Origin of the sequence: Actinoplanes sp. CA-142083 (assembly GCF_050942195.1) — a bacterium.
Classification (GTDB): Bacteria; Actinomycetota; Actinomycetes; order Mycobacteriales; family Micromonosporaceae; genus Actinoplanes.
The window spans coordinates 744,657-764,964 of record NZ_CP192076.1; the positions used below are offsets into that span (position 1 = coordinate 744,657).

The following is a 20,308-nucleotide window of genomic DNA, read 5'->3' on the forward strand; positions in this document are numbered from 1 at the left end:
ACCATAGGATGGCTGCCATGACTCCCGAAGAGGTCGGCGAGCGCATGGTGGCCCTCATGGCCGCCGACGCCGAGGACGCGCCGCAGGTCGAGGCGAGCGTCTCCGGCGGCGGCGACGGTCACGAGCGCGCCGTCGTCGACGTGCCGGTCGCCCGCTGGTGGGAGGCGGTCGGCACCGCGAAACACAACGGCGCCCTGGGCTGCGACTTCTTCGACTGGCTCTCCGCCGTCGACGAGCTCGACGAGGGGTTCTCCGTCGTCTGCCACCTCTATTCGACGCGCCGCAAGCACTCGCTCCTGATCCGCACCCGGATCCCGAGGGAGGACCCGACCGTCGAGTCCGTGGTGGAGCTGTTCCCCGGCGCCGCGTGGCACGAGCGCGAGACGTACGAGATGTTCGGCATCGTCTTCGCCCGCCACCCCGATCTCAAGCCGCTGCTGCTCCCGCCCGGCTTCGAGGGCCACCCCCTGCGCAAGGAGTTCATCCTCGCCGCCCGCGTCGCCAAGGCCTGGCCCGGCGCCAAGGAGCCCGGCGAGTCCGAGCACGCCCCCGCCAAGCGCGCCCCGATGCGCCCGCCCGGCGTTCCCGCACCGGGTGAATGGGGGCCGCAGAAGTGATGCCAGTCTGGCTCGAGCTGCTCATCCGGGTCGTCGCGGTCGTCGTCGGCTTCCTCGTGCTCCCGCTGTTGGTCGGGCAGGCCGAGCACAAGGTCATGGCGCACATGCAGGGCCGCCTCGGGCCCATGTACGCGGGCGCCTACCACGGCTGGGCGCAGCTGGTCGCCGACGGCGTGAAGTTCGTGCAGAAGGAGGACATCACTCCGCGCGAAGCCGACCGCGGGGTCTTCCGGCTGGCGCCGATCGTCGCCCTCTTCCCGTACCTGCTGGTGCTCCTGGCCATCCCGCTCGGACCCGGAAGCCTTGTCGCCCAGCCCTTGGACATCGGTTTGTTCTTCGTCCTCGCCGTTCTCGGCGTGGGCGTGCTGGCCGTGCTCATGTCCGCGTGGGCGAGCGCCAACAAGTACAGCCTCCTCGGCGGCCTGCGCGGCGCCGCCCAGCTGCTCGGCTACGAGCTTCCCCTGGTGCTGGCCGCCGCCAGCGTAGCCATGGCCGCCGGCACGCTCAGCCTGCCCGGCATCGTCGAGGCGTGGAAGCCCTGGTGGCTGCTCTGGCAGGCGCCCGCCGCGCTCATCTTCTTCGTGGCCGGCCTCGCCGAGATCCGCCGCCCCCCGTTCGACATGCCGATCGCCGACTCCGAGCTGGTCTTCGGCTACATGACCGAGTACACGGGCTTGCGCTTCGCGTTCTTCCTGCTCGCCGAGTACGTCGGCATCATCGTCATCGCCGCCCTCACCACCGTCCTGTTCCTCGGCGGCTGGCACGGCCCGTTCGCGGATCAGCTCGGCTGGCTGTGGACCCTGGTGAAGATCTTCGCCTTGTCCTTCGTCATCATCTGGCTCCGCGTCACCTATCCGCGCCTGCGCGAGGACCAACTCCAGCGCCTCTGCTGGCTGGTCCTGGTTCCGCTGGCCCTGGCGCAGTTGATCCTGACCGCCGGCGTCAAGCTCGCGATGTGATCACAGGTAGCGCGGTGTGATCCGGGCAATCGGAAGGTCGATCTTCCAGGGCTCCGTCGCGACGATCTTGTCCTGGAACGTGCCGTCCGGCCGATAGACCTCGTGCTCCGGGTCGATCTTGTAGGCGTGCACAATCAGGCCGTCGCCGGTCTCGATCCGCCAGTAGAACGGGATGCCCGCGGCGGCATAGAGCGCCGGCTTGGTGATGCGGTCCATGCTGATCGACGTCGGGGAAACGATCTCGATGGCGAGAACCACTTCGTGTGGAAGATAGGTCCGCGTGCGGCGTCGCGCGGCCTGGTCGGTCGCGACCAGAACATCCGGGATGAAGGCCTTACGCGAGTTCATCCGGATCTCGACGCCCTGGGTGACCTGGAACTCGGCCGGGCACGACTCTTCAAGGGCGACCATGAGTCGTCCGGCGATTATTTGGTGGATGTCCGTGGGGGAGGGGGACACGAGGAGCACTCCATCGAGCAACTCGCGGCGCACGCCGTCATCGGGCATTGCGTCAAGATCATCTACGGTCCAGCCGTCTGCGGGCGGCAGGTCGCTCATCGCAGCGGTCATTTCGGGGCCTCCAGGTAGCAGGGTGGCTCACCCATGACTCACCGTACCGGAAGATCCGGCGGGGGTGTGCTCGCGTCGGGACGGGCGAGGGGGCAGGATGTGCGTTTGTGAGTGACGACGGGGAGCGTGGCGCGCCCGGCAAGGGGCTGGTGCAAGGGCTTGCCGTCACGCTCAAGACGATGACCAAGCGGTCGACGACGAGGCAATATCCGGATGTCGAGCCCGAGCTTCCGCCGCGCAGCCGGGGCGTGATCGCGCTTCTCGAGGAAAACTGCACGGTCTGCATGCTGTGCGCCCGCGAGTGCCCCGACTGGTGCATCTACATCGACTCGCACAAGGAAGAGGTCGTCGTCCCGGGCGCCGCGCGGGCTCGGCAGCGCAACGTGCTCGACCGCTTCGACATCGACTTCTCCCTCTGCATGTACTGCGGGATCTGCATCGAGGTCTGCCCGTTCGACGCGCTGCACTGGACGCCCGAGTTCGAGTACGCCGAGACCGACGTGCTCGACCTGCTGCACGACAAAAATCGGCTGGGTGAGTGGATGCGCACCGTGCCTCCGCCGCCGGCTCACGACGTGCTCGGCGAGCCTTCGAAAGAAGAAGCGACGGCCGCGCGTAAAGCTGCGGGTCCGGGGGCGGCGACGCAGGCGAGGACTAACGTACGGCGATCGGAGTCCACAACCGCAGAGCGCCCAGCCCCACGTGCACCAAAGGCGGAGCAGCCCGATGCGGGCAGTCCCCCAGCCCCTGCGGGGCCTGACGTAAAACCCGACGGACCTCCGGAGCAAGAGCGGTGACCGTCGTTGACGCGCTCATGCTGGCTCTCGGCGTGATCGCGGTCGGCGCCGGCGCCCTCGTCGTGACCTCGACCCACCTCGTGCGGGCCGGCTTCTTCCTGGTGGTGAGCCTGGGCGCGATCGCCGGCCTCTACCTGGTGATGGGCGCCGAGCTGGTGGCCTGGGTGCAGGTGCTCGTCTACGTCGGCGCCGTCGTGGTGCTGCTTCTCTTCGCCGTCATGCTGACCCGCGCCCCGATCGGCCCGTCGCCTGACCTGGACCGCCCGGCCCTGCCGGCCGCGATCATCGGCGCTGGTGTCGGGTTCGGACTCGCCGCCCTGCTGGCCGACGCGTTCCGCTGGAGCAGGTTCGAGCTGCCGCCGCCGGGCACCGCCCAGCGGGTCGGCGAGCAGGTCTTCGGCGCCTGGGTGCTGCCGTTCGAGGTGCTCTCGATCCTGCTGCTGGCCGCCCTGGTCGGCGCGATCGTCCTGTCCCGCCCCGATCTGGGCGCCCGCCCCGACCCTGACGCGGCCGCCGTCCCGGCCGGGCCGCCGCCCGACCCGGTCGACGAGTCCGCCGAGGTGGTCGCCCGTCTCGAGCGGATCGCCGCCCGCCAGGCCGCCGCCCAGGACAGGGTTCGCAAGGCGCACGCCGCGCAACAGGAGGCGGAAAGCCCGGTCGCCGTGGCCGAGCCCGAGCCCGACCCGCTGCGCGAGCGTGCCCGCGACATCATCTTCGGCGCCCACGAGGCCCGCCCCCGGGTCGGCGAGCACAACGAGCCCGAGACCAAGCCGGCCGAGCCCGATGTCATCGACGCCGAGAGCTACATCGTCGACGACAGCCGCGCGATCGAGGCGCCGAAGAAGGAAGGGGAGGAGTGATGCACGCGATCATCCCGTACGTCATCGCCGCCCTGCTCTTCGGTCTCGGCGTCTACGGCGTCCTGCGCCGGCGTAACGCGATCCTGGTGCTGATGGCCGTCGAGCTCATGCTCAACGCGGTCAACCTGATCCTGGTGGCCGCCGACTCGACGATGAAGGCCACGCTGACCGGCGTGCAGCCCGAGGCGTGGGCGCATCCGGTGCCCGAGCCGCGGTCCGGGGCGATCTTCGCGCTCTTCGTCATCGTGCTGGCCGCCGCCGAGGTGGGTGTCGGCCTCGCGATCATCCTGCAGTACTACCGACTGCGCCGGAACGTCGTTCTCGACGAGGTGGCGTTGCACGAGCACGAACACGAGAGGGTGGCCGGGTGATCGCCGGGGCCCTGATTCCGGGCGTACCCCTGCTGCTCGGTCTTGCCGGTCTCACCCTGCGTGCCGGGGACGATCAGGGTGACCACACGCCTCGCCGGTCCGCGGCCGCGCTCGGCATCGCCGGCGCGGCCATCTCGCTCGCCGTGACCCTCGCGTTGTTGATCTTCGCCGACAAGCCGGTCGAGGCGAGCCGGCAGTGGGTCAGCTTCGGCGGCATCGACATCACGCTCGGCATCTCGGCCGGCGACGCGGCCCTCTACATTGCCCTCGCCGTCTGCGTGGTCGCGCTGTTCGTGCAGATCTACTCGACCGCCTACCTGCACGACGACCCCCGCTACGCGCCGTACGCGGCCCAGGTGAGCCTGTTCACCGGCGCGATGCTGCTGGTCGTGACGTCCGGTGACCTCATCGGCATGCTGGTCGGCTGGGAGGTGATGGGCGCCTGCTCCTACCTGCTGATCGGCCACGACCGCCGGCTGCCCGAGGCGCCCGCCGCCGCGGTGAAGGCGTTCCTGGTCACCCGGGTCGGCGACGTCGGCTTCCTGCTCGGCATCGCGCTGCTGGTCGTCGACGCCGGCACCTCCCGCATCGCCGACGTGCTGGCCCACGACTATTCGACCGGCACGCTCACCGCCGCGCTGCTGCTGTTGCTCGCCGGGGTGGCCGGCAAGAGCGCCCAGTTCCCGCTGCACACCTGGCTGCCCGACGCGATGGCCGGTCCCACCCCGATCTCCGCGCTGATCCACGCCGCCACCATGGTCGCGGCGGGCGTGTATGTGGTGTTCCGGATGTATCCGCTCTACGAGCAGTCCCCGGCCGCGCTCGCGGTGCTCGGCGTCATCGCCTCGATCACGATCCTGCTCGGCGCCTTGAGCGCGACCGCCCAGGACGACCTGAAGCGGGTGCTCGCCTGGTCGACGGTGAGCCAGATCGGCTACATGACCGGGGCGCTGGCCGTCGGCTCGCCGGCCGCCGCGCTGTTCCACCTGCTCACCCACGCCGCGTTCAAGGCGCTGCTGTTCCTTGCGGCCGGCGCGGTGATCCACGCGGTCGGCACCAACTACCTGTCCCGGATGGGCGGCCTGCGCGAGCACATGCCGGTGACGTTCTGGTCGTTCGTGGTCGGCCTCGGCGCGCTGGCCGGCCTGCCCCCGCTGGCCGGCTTCTGGTCGAAGGAGAACATTCTGACCGCCGCCGCCCACGCCACCGACGGCGGCGGCCCGGCGCCGGTCTGGGTGGGCTGGGTGGTCTGGCTGGCCGCGCTCTTCGCGGTGGCGGTCACCGCCTGGTATGCGACGCGTCTGCTGCTCTGCGCGTTCTTCGGTGTCTCCCGCGAGCACGGCCCCGACGGCCCGGACTGGGAGATCGGCTTCGACGACGCCCGGTACACGCGCCCGCTGACCGCGCACGACCCGCCCGGCGCGATGCGCTGGCCGATCGTTCTGCTGGCCATCCCGGCCGCGCTGCTCGGCTTCGCCGCGTACGCCCCGGGCTTCCGTACCGCGCTCGAGCTGGAGGAGCCGCACCTGAGCGTCGCGATCGTGCTGCCGCTGGTGCTGCTCGCGCTCGGCGCGGGCGGCGCCTGGTGGCTGTGGCGCGAGACGCCCGAGGCCGACCCGGCCGCCGCGCTCGGCCGGGCCCGCCCGTTCCTGGCCGCCGGCTTCCGTTTCGACGACGTGCAGGAGAGGCTGGTCGTCCGGCCGGTCCGCGCGTTCGCCGGCCTGGTCAGGACCGCCGACGAGCGGGTGGTCGACGGCACCGTCGAGGGCGCCGGCACCACCACGAGCCGGCTCGGCGAGCTGCTCGCCGCCGCCCACCGGATCCCGTTGCCCTGGGCCGCGACGCTGGTCCTCGGCGGCGCGCTGGTGCTGACCCTCTGGTTCGGAGCCGCCTCGTGACCGCGTACCAGGTGATGCTCGTCGCGACCCTCGCGCTGCCGGCCCTCGGCGCCGCCGCTCTCGCGCTGATTCCCGCCCGTATGGCCGCGCTTGTCGCCATCGCGGTCGCGGCGGTCACGCTCGTGCCGATCGTCGTGCTGCCCTTCGCGAGCCAAGGAGCGGGCCAAGAAGCGAGCCACGAGGCGGGACATCCCTGGGCCGAGCTCGACGTCTCCTGGGTTCCGGCCCTGCACCTCGACTTCCACCTCGGCGTCGACGGCGTCTCCTACCCCCTGGTGGCGCTGACCGGGCTGCTCACTCTGCTCTGCTGCGCCTACACGATGTGGAAGGGCGCCGACCGTACGCTGCTGGCCCTGCTCCTGGTCCTGGAAGCCGGCATCCTCGGCACCTTCCTCGCCCTCGACCTGGTCCTGTTCTTCCTGTTCTTCGAGGTCGTTCTGCTTCCGATGTACGCGGTGATCGCCGGTTGGGGCGGCGACCAGCGGCGCGCGGCGGCCCGCAAGTTCGTGCTCTACACCCTGTTCGGCTCGGTGCTCCTGCTGCTGGGCGTCATCACGGTCACCGTCGCCGCGGGCACCGGCGACATGGTTGCCCTCACCGGCGGCGCCGGCCTCAGCCGCAACACCCAGTACGCGGCGTTCGCGCTGTTCGCCGTCGCGTTCGCGGTGAAGGCCCCGCTCTGGCCCCTGCACACCTGGCTGCCCGACGCGCACACCCAGGCGCCCACGGTCGGTTCGGTGATCCTGGCCGGCGTGCTGCTGAAGATGGGCACCTACGGCCTGATCCGGGTCGGCGTCGGCGTCGCCCCGCTGGGCGCGCACTGGGCCGCCCCGGTGCTCGGCGTCCTCGCCGTCGCCGCGATCCTCGCCGGCGCGCTGATCTGCCTGCGGCAGACCGAGCTCAAGCGGCTGATCGCCTACTCCAGCGTCGGCCACATGGGCTTCGTGCTGCTCGGCATCGCCACGCTCACCGCGACCGGCATCCAGGCGGCGCTGATCGGGAACGTCGCGCACGGCCTGATCACCGGTCTGCTGTTCTTCCTGGCCGGCGCGATCAAGGACCGGGCACACACCGGCGACCTCGCCGACCTCGGCGGGCTGCGGGAGACCGCGCCGCGGCTGGCCGGCATCCTCGGGTTCGCGGCGATCGCGTCGCTCGGGCTGCCCGGCCTGGCCGGGTTCTGGGGCGAGGCGTTCGCGGTGATCGCGGCGGTCGAGCGCGGCGGCGGGCTGTGGACCACGCTCGCGGTGCTGGCCGCGATCGGCGGCGCGCTCACGGCGGCGTACTTCCTGAGGTTGTTGCGCAAGGTCACGCACGGGCCGATCGGAACGCCGGTGACGGCGGGCATCGCCGGCGCGGAGTGGTTGGCCTGGTCGCCGCTGGTGGCGCTCACCCTGGCCGTCGGGCTCGTGCCGGCCCTGGTGCTCGCCGCGACGTCGCTGCCGGTGGAGGCGCTGATCCGATGACCATCGACCAGGTGACACTGCTGCCGCTGTACGCCGCTTCCGGCACCGCGATCCTCGTGCTGCTCGCCGATCTGCTTGTCGCCCGGCGCGCGGTCACGTCCGGCGCGTTGGCTCTCGGCGGCCTCGCCACCGCCGTCTGCGCCGTCGTGGTCGGCACCCGCCCGCCGACCTTCTGCGCCGGCGAGGAGTGCTCGTGGCTACCCAGCCCGGTCGCCGTGGTCACCGCGGTGCTGTTCGCCGCCCTGACCGTCGGCGTGCTGGCGCTCTCGATCCCCGCGCTGCGCGAGGGCGCCGCGCCGCCGGGGGAGTTCTGCTTCCTGCTGGCCGCCTCGATGACCGGCGGCGTCGTGATCGGCTACTCGGGCGACCTGATCTCGCTGATCGTCGGGCTCGAGACGCTCACGCTGCCGCTGTACGTCCTGGTCGGACTGCGCCGCTTCGCCCCGCGCGAGCAGGTCACCACCGCCGGCGCCTCCGCGTCGATCACATTCTTCCTGATCAGCGTGGTGTCGACGGCGATCGCGCTGCTCGGCGCCGCGCTCAACTACGCCGCCACCGGCGCCGTCCACCTCGACCGGCTCGTCGACGGCTTCGGCCCGGCGACCTCGGTCGCGCAGGTCGGCGTCGCGCTGCTGGTGATCGGCTTCGCGTTCAAGGTCGCGGCGGTGCCGCTGCACGCGTGGGCGCCGCCGACGTACGAGGGCGCGCCGCTCCCGATCGCGGCCTACCTGTCGACCGCCTCGAAGCTGGGCGGCGTGCTGGCCCTGGCCGCGATCGTGTCCCGCCTGGACGCCTCCGCGATCACGGCGGCCCTGGCCGTGCTGACGATGACGGTCGGCAACCTGGTCGCCCTCCGCCAGACCCGGATGGTGCGCCTGCTCGCCTGGTCCTCGATCGCCCAGGCCGGCTACGTCCTCGCGGCCCTGGCCCTCGGCGGGGCGGGCGTGCAAGCGGCGATCGTCTACGCGGTCTTCTTCATGATCCTGGAGTTCATCGCCTTCGCCGCGGTCGTGGCCCTGCGCCCGGTGGCGTCCGATGGCGGCGACATGCTCGCCTACCGCGGCGCCGGCCGACGCTCGCCGTGGCTCGGCGCGGCCCTGGTGCTCGCCTTCGCCGGCCTCGCGGGCCTGCCGCCCGGCCTGGCGGGCCTGTTCGCCAAGGTCACCATCGTCGACGCGCTGATCGACGACGGCTGGGGCTGGCTGGCCGGCGTGGTCGCCCTGAACGCCGTGATCGGCCTGGCCTACTACGTGCGGGCCACCGCCAACCTCTACGCCACTGCGCCCAAGCCCGGCATCCAGGTCGTGGACCCGACGCTGCTGGAGGCCGCCACCCACCCGCGCCTCCCGGTGGCCCGCCCGGTCGCCGCTGCCCTGATCGTCGCCGCCGCGGCGGCCGTCGTCCTGGGCTTCGCCCCGCAGCTGCTCTTCGACGCCCTCAGCTAGCGCCGGTGATCGCCTTCAGCTAGCGCCGGTGATCGCCTTCAGCTAGAGCTGGCGATCGCCGCCGGGCGAAGAGCCGACGATGGCCGCCAGGTGAAGGGCCAGGCGGCGGAGGTCGGGGTGCGCCGCCCCGCGCGTCGCCTGTGCGACGGTGATGGCCCGCCGCAGCAGGGCTTCGGCCTCCGCCAGCTCGCCGCGCGCCTCGACCGCGGCCGCGAGGTTGGCCAGCTGGGTGGCCGTCTCCGGGTGCGCGGGGCCGAACGCCGCCTCGCCGATCGCGAGCGCCCGGCGCAGCAGCGGCTCGGCCTCGGCGGGGCGGTCCAGGCGCAGCAGGACGACCCCGAGACTGCTCATGGTGATCGAGACGTGCGGGTGCTCCGGGCCGAACGCCGTTTCCACGATGCCGACCGCCCGGCGCAGCAGCGGCTCCGATTCGGCGGGCCGGTTCATCGTGTCCAGACAGGCGGCGAGGTTGGTCAGCCGGATCGCGACGTTGGGATGGCCGGGGCCGAGCGCGTTCTCGGCGACCTCCAGCGCACGCCGCTGCAACGGCTCGGCCTCCGCCGGCCGGCCGAGATTGGTGAGGGTGATGGCCAGGTTGCCCAGGCGGATGGCCACCGCCGGATGGTCCGGGCCCAGGGAGCGCTCGGTGAGGGCCAGGGCCCGGCGTTGCAGCGGTTCGGCCTCCGCCGGCCGGCCCAGGTCGATCAGCGTGAGAGCCAGGTTGTTGAGCCGGATGCCGACGTCGGGATGGTCGGGGCCGAACGCCGCCTCGGTGATGGCCAGCGACCGGCGCAGCAGCGGCTCGGCCTCGGCCGCGTGCCCGAGGGTGCCCACGGTGTTCGCGAGATTGTTGAGCCGCACGGCGACGAAGGGGTGATCGGGGCCGAACGTCGCCTCCTCGATGCGCAGGGCGCGGATCTCCGCGTCGAACTTCGCGCGATAGCGGCCCTGCGACTGGTCGAACAGGGCGTGCTCGCCGAGGAGCGCGGCGAGCTCGGCGCCGCCGGCGTCGTCCGGGCAGGCGCGGGCCAGGGCGTTGATGTGCGGGCTCAGCGCCGCCCACCGCGGCCACGTCTCGGGCTGCACGCTCGCGTCGCCGGCCGGCCGGGTCTCGGCCAGCGCCCGCATGACCGCGCGCAACGTCTCGTGCCAGGTCTCGGCATCCTCGCGCTGCCCGGCGGCGACGACCGACTGCACCAGGCGGTGGACCGCCACGGTCGTGCCGGTCAGCGTGATCATGTGGTACGACGCCAGCACGCCGAGGGCCCGGTCCACCCGCGGCCGCGCCTCGCCGAGGTGGTGCAGCACGTCGCGGGGCAGGTCGTCCGGCGCGAGGCAGGACAGCGCGGCCAGCAGCCGGATGGCGAGCGGCTCCAGCGCGGTGATCCGGGTCAGCGTCATCGACCACACCCGGGCCACCGCCCGTTCCGCGGTGTCGTCGGCCGCGACGGTCTCGAGCGTGCCGGCGGGATCGGCCCGCAGATCCTCCACATAGGTGGCCAAGTCGGTCCGGGTCTCGCGGAGGTAGGCGCCGGCCTGCTGCAGCGCCAGCGGCAGGTGGCCCAGCTCCGCCGCCAACACCTCGGCTGTCGCCGCGTCTTCCTGGTTGCCCAGCTTCAGCAGGAGGCCGGCGGCGGCCCGCGGAGGCAGGATGTCAAGGCGCAGAGTCTCGTCGGTGATCTCGTCCCAGCCGACGTCGCGGCGGGTGGTGACGATGATGCTCCCGGTGGTGAGCCCGCCGAGAAGGGGCTCGACGTCGCCGCGACGCTCCACATTGTCCAGTACGAGCAGCCAGCCCGGATGCGTTTGCAGCCAGGTCATCGCCCAGCCGGCCGCCTCCTGGTCGGTGGCGACGATCTGCCCGTCCGGGTGCAGCCGGTAGGTCAGCTCGGCCAATCCCGACTCGATGGCCTCGGGCCCGTCCGCCGTCACCCACCAGATCAGCGAATACGCGTCGCGCCGCGCATGCGCGAACTGCAGCGCCAGCTCGCTCTTGCCGACGCCGCCGAGCCCGTGCACCGCGTGCGACCGCGCACCGGACCCGAGCGCCGCCAGCTCGTCCGCCCGGCCCACGAATGTCCGCATAGGACGCCGGGGCAGTCCGACCAGCGCGGGAACCGGCGCCGGCGCCTCCTGTGGCCGTCCCAGCGGAACCGGCGGCCCCAGAAAGGCGCGCGCACGGTCTCCGGTCTGGATGATCCCCAGGTTGACGCCGACGCTGACCGACCGCTCGCCCGCCGCGCCCATGCCAGCACGATGTCACATGCGGGCGACCCGATCCTCCACCTCTTGGCGCAGATCATCGGGCAGGCTCTCGGCATCGAGCAGGCGGGCGAGCGAAGCCGGATCCAGCGTGTAGATGCCGAACGCCTCGGCGATGCTCACGCTCTTGGCCGGGCGGTAGACCACGGTGATGCCGTCGCCGGCCTGCACGTGGCCGGGGGTGATCACCCGCAGGTACGCCCCCGTGCGGTTTTCCTTGGTGAACCTCTTCAGCCACTGCCGCTCGCCCATCCGGGCCTGGAACGTGGCGCACGGAATGCGCCCGAAGGTGGGCTGCAGCTCCAGCTCTTCGCCGATCCGCCAGACCTCGCCGATCAGCGCGCCGTTCACGTCGATGCCGGCGGTGGTCAGGTTTTCGCCGAAGGCGCCGCCGGCCAGCTGACGGCCGAGCTCCTCCTCCCACCAGTCGTAGTCCTCCCGGGCGTACGCGTAGACCGCCTGGTCGTCCCCGCCGTGGTGCTTGATGTCGCCGATCGGGTCGCCCACCAGGCCGCTGTGCAACCCGGTCGTCTTGGGGCCGGGCGCGCGCACGTGGACCGGGTGGTCGACCGGCCGCTTGTCGATGCCGGTCATCCCCAGCTTCTTGGCCGGGTTGGAGCGGGGCACCCCGACGTTCACCTGCAGAACTTTGCCATCGGTCATGACGCGAACTCCATCACCACGCGGTCGAGCACCGGGCGGTAGCCGAGTCGCTGGTACAGCCCGTTGCTGGTCGGATTGGACAAGTCGGTGAAGAGCACGACGTCGGAGGCGCCGAGATCCAATGCCTCGCGGGTGACCGCGGAGGTGGCCGCGCCCCCGTAGCCCTGCCCGCGGTGGGAGAGCGGTGTGTAGACCTGCTGGACCCGGACCATGCCGGCGTCGGGCCGGGAGCGGGTCGCCATCGACACGGGCGCGCCGTCGACCTCCCAGAGGGTGATGCCCCCGTAGGACAACCGATCGTCGACGACCGGGCCGTAGCCGTCCTCGCGCACCTCGCCGATCTCGTCGTGGAACGCCGAGGTCCACCGCACCAGCAGGTCGCGGTCGGCCACGCCGGCGACGCGAGCCCGGCCGGCGGGCGGGGACGGGGGCGCCAGGTCTTCGAGGCGGTAGAGGCGGACGCGCAGCCTTTCGGTTGCCGACGGCGCGGGCCAGCCGGCCACGAACTCCGCCGCGTCGTCGACCAGCATGTTGACCGCCGACAGGGGGCGGCCGGCGAGCGTGTCGAGGGCCGCGGCGACGGCGCCGGCGGGCAGGCGGGAGAACATCATCGGGTGCGGCGGGGTCTGCAGCAGCACACCCTCGACGGCGCCCTCGCCGGTGCGCCAACGGCCGAAGATCGGCGCTCCCGACCCGTACGCGTGCAGGCCTCGGCGGCGCAACGTGTCGACCAGCGTGAGAAAGACGGTGTGCTCGACGGGACGCGACCTCAGGAAGTCATCGGACGTCGAGGCGAAGGCCTCGACGTCGTCGGTCAGCTGCCACGACATGCCGTCATCCTCGTCGCCGCCGGGCCCGGACGCACCCGATTAAGGCGCCGGCCCGGTCGCACCCGATCAAAGGCCCCACGCCTTGGCCACGCGGATCAGCGTGTCCTGCCGGGTCGCGGGGTCGAAGACCGTCCCCGCCAGGATCAACTCGCCGGCGCCGGTGCGCGCGACCAGATCGTCGAGGGCCGCCGCCACCTCGTCGCCGGTGCCCGCGAACTGGGTGCCCGGCAGCGCGTCGAGCATCGCCCGATCGAGATCCGACAAATCCACCGCGGCGGCCTGCGCCGGCGAGACGATCGGGCCGAGCCGGCCGGTGCGCAGGCTGAGCGCCATGATGCGGCTCGGCCCGGCGAGATATCGAGCCTCCTCGGTGGTCTCCGCCGCGATCACCGATGCGCTGACCATCACGTGCGGCGACGGGAAGCGCGGCGAGGGCTTGAACCCGGACCGGTAGAGGTGGAGCGCGCCCTCCACATCGGAGCTCATCGCGAAGTGGTACGCATAGCAGAACGGCAGCCCGAGCGCGGCGGCGACCTGAGCCCCGTACGTCGACGAGCCCAGCATCCACACCTCGGGGAAGCTCGTGGCGGCCGGCGTGGCGTGCAGCCGGGCCGCGTCGCCCGCGTCGATCCGCTCGTCGCCCAGCATCGCCAGCAGCGTCTGCAGATGCTCGGGGAACTGCTCGACCGTGAGATAGGGCGAGACGCCGCGCAACGCCGCCGCGGTCGCCTGGTCGGTGCCCGGCGCCCGGCCGATGCCCAGGTCGATGCGGTCGGGATAGAGGGCCTCGAGGATCGCGAACTGCTCGGCCACCACGAACGGCATGTGGTTGGGCAGCATCACGCCGCCCGAGCCGACCCGGATGCGCCCGGTCTGCGCCGCCACCGAGGCGATCAGCACCGGCGGGGAGGTCGACGCCACCGCCGGCATGTTGTGGTGCTCGGCCACCCAGAAGCGGGCGTAGCCCAGCTCGTCGGCGGTCCTGGCGATCTCGATGGTGCCGCGCAGCGCGTCGGCGCTGGTGTGCCCCTCGCGAACCGTTGCCAGGTCGAGCACGGAGAGCGGGACACGGGCGGAGCTTGTCACGCTCCGACTTTAACGCCGGCTCCGGATCGCCTGCACTCCGACGGTGACCACGCCCAGGGCCGCACCCGGCACCACCAGCCAGATCGGCCACGGATAGATCCCACCGTCGGTGGTCGCCGAGACCAGCCCGAAGACCACCAGGTTGACCACCGTGAAAGCCGCCCAGATGGTCCACAACACGAGCAGCGCGGTCGGCAGCCGGCGGGCCGCCTTGCGCTTCTCGGCCTGACGGCGGGCGGTTACCTCGGTCGCGTTCAACCCCGGCCGGGGCAGGTCGGTGACGAGCAGCAAGAGCTCCTGGTACGTCTTCGACGCGTACGCCAAGCGGACGCGATCGTCGTACTCCTGCAGGGAGAGCCGGCCCTCGTCGAGGGCAATCTTGAGCTGGTCGGCGACCTTCTGCCGGTCGGCATCGGCGGCCCGCATCTGCTCGACATCGGCACGGGTCTCTTTCACGCCGTCAGGCTACCCATCCGCAGCGTGATCGGGGGAGGGGGAAATACCCCTAGACCGCTTCGAGCGCCGCGCGCAGCCGTTCCTCCGCGTGCCGGTCGGCCCGCGCGATCGACCCGCGCGGCACCGCCGCCACCAGCGCCGCGATCACCAGCACGCCGCCGGCGAACACGAACGACCAGGGCAGCCCGCCCGGCTGGTCGACGATGGCGCCCGCCACCGCGCCGCCCGCCGCGCTGCCGCCCACCGAGACGGTCACCATCCAGGTGTACGCCTCGTTCAGCTGCGCGGCCGGGGCGAGCCGGCCCACCAGCGTGTTCTCCACCGTCAGCGCCGGGGCGATGGTCGCGCCGCCGAGCACCAGCGCCATGCCCAGCCAGAGCGGGCTCGGCATGAGGGTGAGGATCAGGAAGCTGACTCCGACCGCGCCGAGCAGCCAGGCGAACTGCTTCGACAACGGCATCGCCGGACGCCGGGTGCCGAACCAGATGCCGCCGATCGCGCTGCCCACGCCCCAAACGCCGAGCAGGACGCCGCCCAGCCCGTCGCCGCCGCCGTGCTGGTTCGCGTACGCCGGGACGATCACGCCGGCCGCGCCGAACGCCATGCCCAACGCGACCACGCAGGCCAGCAGGGCCGGGAAGCCGCCGGACCGGAGCGGGCCGAGCCCCTTGGCCGCATGCTCGGCGCGCTGCCGGTGCCAGCGGCGCATCACCGGCAGCCGGGAGATCCACGCCGTGCCGGCGAAGGTGGCGCCCGCCGCCGCGATCAGCGCGGTCTCCGGCCGGTGGGTGAGGACGACCAGCGCCGAGACGAGCATCGGGCCGAGCACGAAGACCAGCTCGAACAGCGAGGTCTCGGCGGCCAGCGCGGCGCTCCGCAGGTGGTGCTGCCCGCCGCCGACCTCGGTCATGCCGTTCCAGCCGCGCCGGATCGCCGCGGTCAGCGGGGGATAGGTGGCGCCCGCGATCGCCGACGCCGCGAAGATCCACGGCAGGGCCGGCTCGCCGCCCCGGCTGACCAGCACCAGCGCGATCAGCGCGACCGGGTGCAGCACCGAGGTGGCGAGCAGGATCGGGGCCGGGCCGATCCGGTCGGCCAGGCGGCCGGCGATCGGGCTCACGGCCGCGCCGGCCAGCGCGTAGAGGCCGCCGGCGAGGCCCGCCGAGGAGTAGTGGCCGGTGGTCTGCTGGACGAGCAGCAGGAGAGCCAGCGGGGTCATCCCGATGCCGAGGCGGGCCAGGATGCCCACCATCAGCAGAACTTTCCGCCCGGCATCCGCCAGACGCCGAGATAGTGACGCACGTCGGGAACCCAACACGGGAAAGGCCGCCCCCGATCTCCGGGGGCGGCCTTTGGTGACGAGGAACTCAGCGGACCTGGATGGCGCCGGCCTGCGCGCGCAGGCGGGCGATCCGCTGCTCCATCGGCGGGTGGGTGGAGAACAGGGCCGAGATGCCGCCGCTCCGGAACGGGTTGGCGATCATCAGGTGGGCGGCGCTGGTCAGCTGTCCATCGGCCGGCAGCGGCAGGCGCTGCGCGCCGTACTGGATCTTCTCCAGCGCGCTGGCGAGGGCCAGCGGGTCGCGGGTCAGCTCGGCGCCGGAGGCGTCCGCCTGGAACTCGCGGTTCCGGCTGATCGCCAGCTGGATGATCGTCGCGGCCAGCGGGCCGAGGATCAGCATCAGCAGCAGCGCCGCCGGGTTGGGGCTGTCGTCGTCGTCCGACCCGCCGCCCAGCGGCAGGAAGATCGCCAGCTGCGCGAACGCGGTGATGATGCCGGCCAGGGCCGCGGCCACGCTGGAGATCAGGATGTCGCGGTTGTAGACGTGCGACAGCTCGTGCCCGATCACCGCCCGCAGCTCGCGCCGGTCGAGCAGCTGCGTGATGCCCACGGTCACCGCCACCGCCGCGTGCTGCGGGTTACGCCCCGTGGCGAACGCGTTCGGCTGCATAGCCGGCGACACGTACAGGCGCGGCATCGGCTGCCCCGCGGTCTGCGACAGCTCCCGCACCATCTGGTGCAGCGCCGGGAACTCGGCCTCGCTGACCGGCCGGGCCCGCATCGCCCGCAGCGCGAGCTTGTCGGAGTAGAAGTAGCTGAAGGCGTTCATGCCGAGCGAGATGATCACCGCGAACACCAGCCCGGCGCTGCCACCGAGCCAGTAACCGACGGCCAGGATGATGGCGGTCAGCAGACCCAGCAGGGCGGCCGTCTTGAGGCCGTTGTGATGGCTGTGCACTAGAGCTCCTTGGTCTGCGGCCCTCTCGGGCTCGCACCCCCTTCAACACCCCTGGCCTGCGCTTTCATCCGTCCGGGGCTGTGAGTTCGCTGAAGGCCGGTTAGCGTGCCGGGCATGACTGTGATCGCCCTGCGCCCCCTGGTCGACGACGACCTGGACGCCCTGTTCCGCATGATGCAGGACCCCGAGTCGGTCCGGATGGCCGCCTTCACCCCCGCCGATCCCGCCGACCGGGCGCGTTTCGACGCCCAGATGGCCCGCATCCGCACCGACCCGACCGGCACCTACCGGGTGATCACCTGCGACGGCGTCATCGCCGGGAGCATCGCCAGCTTCGTCATGGAGGGCGACACCGAGATCACCTACTGGATCGACCGTGCCCTCTGGGGCCAGGGCATCGCCAGCCGGGCCCTGGCCATGTTCCTCGAGGTGGAGCCCGTGCGCCCGCTGCACGCACGGGCGGCCAGCGACAACAAGGGCTCGCTGCAAATCTTGCGCAAGGCGGGTTTCCAAGATCAAGGGACCGACATCGGGTACGCCAACGCGCGCGGAACCGAGATCGAGGAGACGATCCTGCGGCTGGACGCCTAACGAAAAAGGCCCCTCGAACGAGGGGCCTTGCCGTGCCGGTGGTGGCGGGTGAAGGATTCGAACCTTCGTAGCTTTCGCGACGGATTTACAGTCCGCCCTGCTCAACAGCCTGACCTGGTCTTACGTCGATGGTGTCGCTGGAAGCGACACGCATTCGACTTGCCACGCGCTTCCTGCCATCCAGCTGTTCAGCACTTGTTCGATGAGTGATGCCCCGAGCCGCTAGACGGACGAGGGCTGGCTCTCCCCCACAGCAGAAGATCCCGACTCGCCCGAGAGCACCTGCCATACCTTACGTAGGTCGCTTCCAGTAACTACCGCATCGTTTTGAACGTGACGCTGCCATGCGTCGGCGTCCAACGTCCTGAGAAAATCACGTGCGCGGTCGGGCCGCATGTCCTCCGCTGGATGTTGGCTCGCGAACTCGGCGCCAAGAGAGTTCGCGACGCTGCGCGGGACAGAACTCATTCTCATGACTACGCCGGCCTCGGTATTCACTCCATGATAAAGCATCGCGCCAAGAAGATTAATCTTGCGGACTTCGGACGGGTCCAATGCCTCGAAATCGATGCCGCTGGTCGGAAGCTTCGACAAAGCGCTGATCCCCCAGGTGCCCGCGTAGGCGAGGTTCCGGTAGATGGCGCGGGTAGCGTCCGTAATCGAAGCAGTTAGGCCTTTTTCGTTGCTGAAGTAACGCACGGCTATCTCCTGCAAGGTCGCGCCGTCGACCCAGTCGATTGCAATGCGGGCAGCTCTATCGCCGATGCCTTCCCCGAAGCCCGTCAGCTCGCTGATGCTCTCGCGTATCTGGGGCAACTGAAGCATTACTTTCATTAACTCCGGTAGGGAGCTCGACGAAATATCGCCGAAAAGGCTATCAGGTTGCCAGTCTTCAGCGTTCAATTCGGCCGGCATTGAACGCATCCCCTGCATTGCTGCGCGGATGCCTTCGGGTGTAAATCCAGTGCTGTCCGCGAGCGTGGTGGTCTCGACGCGAGCAGCGAGTTCTGCTGCGTATGCCCGCGTTGCTTCGAGCAGCTTGACGCCCTGATTTCTTTTCCGTGGGCTGGCTTCGGCCAGCGTGGAGTATCCAAAGGTGTTGCGAAGCAGTAGCTCGGTCTCGGCAAGTACGGCGTCTAGATTCTTCTTCTGGGCGAAGAGGTGCGCAACGTAGCTTCGAAAGTCCGCCCATTGGTCGTTGTAGATCGATCTTTCGAGCTGGAGTAGCATCCCTGCATTTTCCAGCTCGTCAAGTAAGACAACGAGTCTGGATGCCAAGGCGCCAACCTTGTCAGATACAAATTTTGCGAGATTTTCCCTGTCCCCAGTCTTGCAAGAGAGCGCCACAACGCCGATGCTGTCTTGGTCCACACGCCCGGCTCGGCCGGCGAGGTTCCAAAATTCTCTCGCATTCATGGGTCGACTAATGCGACGTGAAGGCAGGTTTCTGCTTGCGAGCAGAATCGATGACACCGGAAAATTAAGACCCTGCGACAGTCCCGTTGTTGCAACCAGAACGCGCAACTTTCCTGATTCAGCCAGCCATTCCATTAGCGACTTAGTTTCATCTGACAGCCCAGAATGATGAACTCCTACTCTTTTGCTCAGGAGCTCTATGAGAGAAAATTCTGGGCTGATCTCGCTCGCAAGGAATCGCTGCACTAGTGCAATATCCGAGTCGGGAGAGTCTGGTAGCTCTGCCGCGAGTTCGCCCGCGACAGACCAAACGGAAGGAAGCGTGTTGCAAATGACGATTGAGGTCCCGCGACTAGACAGAGTTAATGAGGCTGCACCTGCGATCTTACCCAGATTGGTTCGCATGGCCGAGTAGGTCTCGTCAAATTGTGGACCATCGCCGAGAAGGAATGAGCCATCTACGTGCATAGACGGTGCAGTAGTGATGAGTGGCTCGAACTGAAGGTTCCATTGCCGGCCTCGTCCGCTGGCGGGGGCCGTTACGGAGACCAGGCCAACTAGGCGGTCATTGGGCTGCCATGGCGTAGTCGAGAGACTTATGCTCTTACCGCTCTGCGGCGCTAGCCAACGGGCTAGGTCTTCCCCGTTGGGAACGTTCGGCATCAGGAGCAGGAAGTTCGCCTGCGGGCAATCGCGCTTAATGGTTGCAAGTAGAAGTTCAATGCGGATTCCACGGTCTTCATCTTCCAAATTGTGTGCTTCGTCCAGCACGAGTAGCGCAAGTGGCCTAGAAACTAGGCTGTTACGGATCACCAAGCCCAACTTCTCTGGTGTGGCGACGAGAACGTCGAAGGGCGTAGTTTGCTCGCCCAACAACGAACCCTCGATCTCGTCCACCTCCACGGCTGCTGTGAGCTCTTCCACGCGCACCGCGGCTGGACCTAGATCTTTCCTTAGCCGGCGAGTGATCTGTGATACGAGCGCTCTAGTGGGTGCGACATATGCCACCCAACCCTGATCCTGCTTGAACTGGTTGATGGCTTGTACGATCTTGAACTCGGCAAGGATGGTCTTGCCGGAGCTTGTGGGAAGATCAACTACTACGGCTGCACTTGCAGGGTCCAGCAAACCCTGTTCCTGAACAGCGACCCTTTGCGGAGGAAGCATCTCGAACATGGACCGTTGCCGGGTTGCGGTCTCGACGACATTTCGAATCTCCGGACCGATCCGAGTAATAGTCCATAGAGATCCGGAAATCATCCGATGGGCCATCGCGCGTTGCCACTGAAGAATAACTGCAAAAGCGGCATCGGCTGATTGCTGCGCACCAGCAAACGCTCGGTCGAAGTGGAAGTCCAGCTGACTCAAGATGTCGCCAGGGCTTCCTTGCATTAAATAAGTCGCTACAAGCTCGGAGAGCTTGGCCCAGTGGTACAGAGCGACAAGTCTCCAACTGGTTGCTTTAAGCTGATCGGGATGAGCGGCTGCTGCGAAGAGGAGTTCCTCGTTCTCTGTTTGCTCCTGCCGGAGGCGCGCGACGATCCGGGCAACTTCTTCGAGGTCTTCCCATCCGTTTTTACGCAACAGGCGTAGCCATATCTGTCCCAAGTCGCTCAAGACACGAGAATCCCACTGCTCGTCCTGAACGAACATCTCAGGGGTGACGGCTCGATCGCGGATCCAACCGCGAAATTCCGCCCACCTGTCAGAACAGTATGCCAACGCGCCTAGTTGGAGAACTTGGCGGACAAGAGACTCAACCGAATCGAGTTCGAGCGGAA

Annotated in this window: 17 protein-coding genes and 1 pseudogene; 9 read left to right on the forward strand and 9 right to left on the reverse strand. The window is 69.7% G+C overall.

Going from position 1 to position 20,308, the window contains the following annotated elements; translation table 11 throughout:
* Positions 1–17 precede the first annotated feature (17 nt).
* The gene (locus ACQPZX_RS03495; RefSeq protein WP_433374227.1) at positions 18–617 is read left to right on the forward strand and encodes an NADH-quinone oxidoreductase subunit C; all 600 of its coding nucleotides are present in this window, start codon (positions 18–20) and stop codon (positions 615–617) included.
* A complete protein-coding gene (locus ACQPZX_RS03500; RefSeq protein WP_433374229.1) occupies positions 617–1,576 on the forward strand; it encodes a complex I subunit 1/NuoH family protein in 960 nt (319 codons plus the stop codon). Before ACQPZX_RS03495 ends, ACQPZX_RS03500 begins: the two co-directional genes overlap by 1 nt.
* Here ACQPZX_RS03500 and ACQPZX_RS03505 read toward each other — a convergent pair whose 3' ends face one another.
* Complete coding sequence (locus ACQPZX_RS03505; RefSeq protein WP_433374231.1) at positions 1,577–2,134, reverse strand: Uma2 family endonuclease; 558 nt, start codon at positions 2,132–2,134, stop codon at positions 1,577–1,579.
* 119 nt (positions 2,135–2,253) lie between these two features.
* Here ACQPZX_RS03505 and ACQPZX_RS03510 point away from each other — a divergent pair, with 119 nt between their 5' ends.
* The 6 genes and pseudogenes from ACQPZX_RS03510 to ACQPZX_RS03535 all read left to right on the forward strand — a co-directional run bounded on the left by ACQPZX_RS03510 (position 2,254) and on the right by ACQPZX_RS03535 (position 8,983).
* Positions 2,254–2,943, forward strand: coding sequence for a 4Fe-4S binding protein (locus ACQPZX_RS03510; RefSeq protein WP_433374234.1), 690 nt, complete (start codon positions 2,254–2,256; stop codon positions 2,941–2,943).
* Positions 2,940–3,503 (forward strand): annotated as a pseudogene (locus tag ACQPZX_RS03515) (NADH-quinone oxidoreductase subunit J family protein); the annotation flags it as partial. The gene ACQPZX_RS03510 and the pseudogene ACQPZX_RS03515, both read left to right, overlap by 4 nt.
* Positions 3,504–3,802: 299 nt before the next feature.
* Positions 3,803–4,174, forward strand: a complete 372-nt coding sequence (nuoK, locus tag ACQPZX_RS03520; RefSeq protein ID WP_433374237.1) for an NADH-quinone oxidoreductase subunit NuoK — start codon at positions 3,803–3,805, stop codon at positions 4,172–4,174.
* The gene (locus ACQPZX_RS03525; RefSeq protein WP_433374240.1) at positions 4,171–6,072 is read left to right on the forward strand and encodes an NADH-quinone oxidoreductase subunit 5 family protein; all 1,902 of its coding nucleotides are present in this window, start codon (positions 4,171–4,173) and stop codon (positions 6,070–6,072) included. Before nuoK ends, ACQPZX_RS03525 begins: the two co-directional genes overlap by 4 nt.
* Positions 6,073–6,086: 14 nt before the next feature.
* Positions 6,087–7,538, forward strand: a complete 1,452-nt coding sequence (locus ACQPZX_RS03530; protein ID WP_433385008.1) for a complex I subunit 4 family protein — start codon at positions 6,087–6,089, stop codon at positions 7,536–7,538.
* Positions 7,535–8,983: an NADH-quinone oxidoreductase subunit N gene (locus ACQPZX_RS03535; protein ID WP_433374242.1), complete on the forward strand. Its 1,449-nt coding sequence runs from the start codon at positions 7,535–7,537 to the stop codon at positions 8,981–8,983. Before ACQPZX_RS03530 ends, ACQPZX_RS03535 begins: the two co-directional genes overlap by 4 nt.
* A gap of 42 nt (positions 8,984–9,025) precedes the next feature.
* On the opposite strand, the gene ACQPZX_RS03540 is transcribed toward ACQPZX_RS03535, so the two are convergent.
* The 7 genes from ACQPZX_RS03540 to htpX all read right to left on the reverse strand — a co-directional run bounded on the left by ACQPZX_RS03540 (position 9,026) and on the right by htpX (position 16,520).
* Positions 9,026–11,230, reverse strand: coding sequence for a tetratricopeptide repeat protein (locus ACQPZX_RS03540; protein ID WP_433374244.1), 2,205 nt, complete (start codon positions 11,228–11,230; stop codon positions 9,026–9,028).
* A gap of 12 nt (positions 11,231–11,242) precedes the next feature.
* On the reverse strand, positions 11,243–11,908 hold the full coding sequence (locus ACQPZX_RS03545) for an MOSC domain-containing protein (protein ID WP_433374247.1): 666 nt from the start codon (positions 11,906–11,908) through the stop codon (positions 11,243–11,245).
* Positions 11,905–12,738, reverse strand: coding sequence for a GNAT family N-acetyltransferase (locus ACQPZX_RS03550; protein WP_433374250.1), 834 nt, complete (start codon positions 12,736–12,738; stop codon positions 11,905–11,907). The genes ACQPZX_RS03545 and ACQPZX_RS03550 overlap by 4 nt, the downstream gene beginning before the upstream one ends.
* 66 nt (positions 12,739–12,804) lie before the next feature.
* Entirely contained in the window at positions 12,805–13,824 is a 1,020-nt protein-coding gene (locus tag ACQPZX_RS03555) for an LLM class flavin-dependent oxidoreductase (protein ID WP_433374253.1), read from the reverse strand.
* A 9-nt stretch (positions 13,825–13,833) separates the two neighbouring features.
* A complete protein-coding gene (locus tag ACQPZX_RS03560) occupies positions 13,834–14,280 on the reverse strand; it encodes a DUF1707 SHOCT-like domain-containing protein (RefSeq protein WP_433374256.1) in 447 nt (148 codons plus the stop codon).
* A 49-nt stretch (positions 14,281–14,329) separates the two neighbouring features.
* Positions 14,330–15,532 (reverse strand): MFS transporter, encoded by a 1,203-nt coding sequence (locus ACQPZX_RS03565; RefSeq protein WP_433374259.1) that lies wholly within the window; start codon positions 15,530–15,532, stop codon positions 14,330–14,332.
* 115 nt (positions 15,533–15,647) lie between these two features.
* Complete coding sequence (htpX, locus tag ACQPZX_RS03570; protein ID WP_433374262.1) at positions 15,648–16,520, reverse strand: zinc metalloprotease HtpX; 873 nt, start codon at positions 16,518–16,520, stop codon at positions 15,648–15,650.
* Between the two features lie 114 nt (positions 16,521–16,634).
* Here htpX and ACQPZX_RS03575 point away from each other — a divergent pair, with 114 nt between their 5' ends.
* Positions 16,635–17,111, forward strand: coding sequence for a GNAT family N-acetyltransferase (locus tag ACQPZX_RS03575; RefSeq protein WP_433374265.1), 477 nt, complete (start codon positions 16,635–16,637; stop codon positions 17,109–17,111).
* A 222-nt stretch (positions 17,112–17,333) separates the two neighbouring features.
* On the opposite strand, the gene ACQPZX_RS03580 is transcribed toward ACQPZX_RS03575, so the two are convergent.
* A complete protein-coding gene (locus ACQPZX_RS03580) occupies positions 17,334–20,144 on the reverse strand; it encodes a DEAD/DEAH box helicase (protein WP_433374268.1) in 2,811 nt (936 codons plus the stop codon).
* Between the last annotated feature and the right edge of the window lie 164 nt (positions 20,145–20,308).

Excerpts from the sequence above, each read along its gene's own strand:
- ACQPZX_RS03500 (WP_433374229.1), top strand. The coding sequence starts at position 617 with ATGCCAGTCTGGCTCGAGCTGCTCATCCGGGTCGTCGCGGTCGTCGTC.
- nuoK (WP_433374237.1), top strand. The coding sequence starts at position 3,803 with ATGCACGCGATCATCCCGTACGTCATCGCCGCCCTGCTCTTCGGTCTC.
- ACQPZX_RS03575 (WP_433374265.1), top strand. The coding sequence starts at position 16,635 with ATGACTGTGATCGCCCTGCGCCCCCTGGTCGACGACGACCTGGACGCC.
- ACQPZX_RS03535 (WP_433374242.1), top strand. The coding sequence starts at position 7,535 with ATGACCATCGACCAGGTGACACTGCTGCCGCTGTACGCCGCTTCCGGC.
- ACQPZX_RS03530 (WP_433385008.1), top strand. The coding sequence starts at position 6,087 with ATGCTCGTCGCGACCCTCGCGCTGCCGGCCCTCGGCGCCGCCGCTCTC.
- ACQPZX_RS03505 (WP_433374231.1), bottom strand. The coding sequence starts at position 2,134 with ATGAGCGACCTGCCGCCCGCAGACGGCTGGACCGTAGATGATCTTGAC.
- ACQPZX_RS03540 (WP_433374244.1), bottom strand. The coding sequence starts at position 11,230 with ATGGGCGCGGCGGGCGAGCGGTCGGTCAGCGTCGGCGTCAACCTGGGG.
- ACQPZX_RS03545 (WP_433374247.1), bottom strand. The coding sequence starts at position 11,908 with ATGACCGATGGCAAAGTTCTGCAGGTGAACGTCGGGGTGCCCCGCTCC.
- ACQPZX_RS03565 (WP_433374259.1), bottom strand. The coding sequence starts at position 15,532 with ATGGTGGGCATCCTGGCCCGCCTCGGCATCGGGATGACCCCGCTGGCT.
- ACQPZX_RS03495 (WP_433374227.1), top strand. The coding sequence starts at position 18 with ATGACTCCCGAAGAGGTCGGCGAGCGCATGGTGGCCCTCATGGCCGCC.
- ACQPZX_RS03550 (WP_433374250.1), bottom strand. The coding sequence starts at position 12,738 with ATGTCGTGGCAGCTGACCGACGACGTCGAGGCCTTCGCCTCGACGTCC.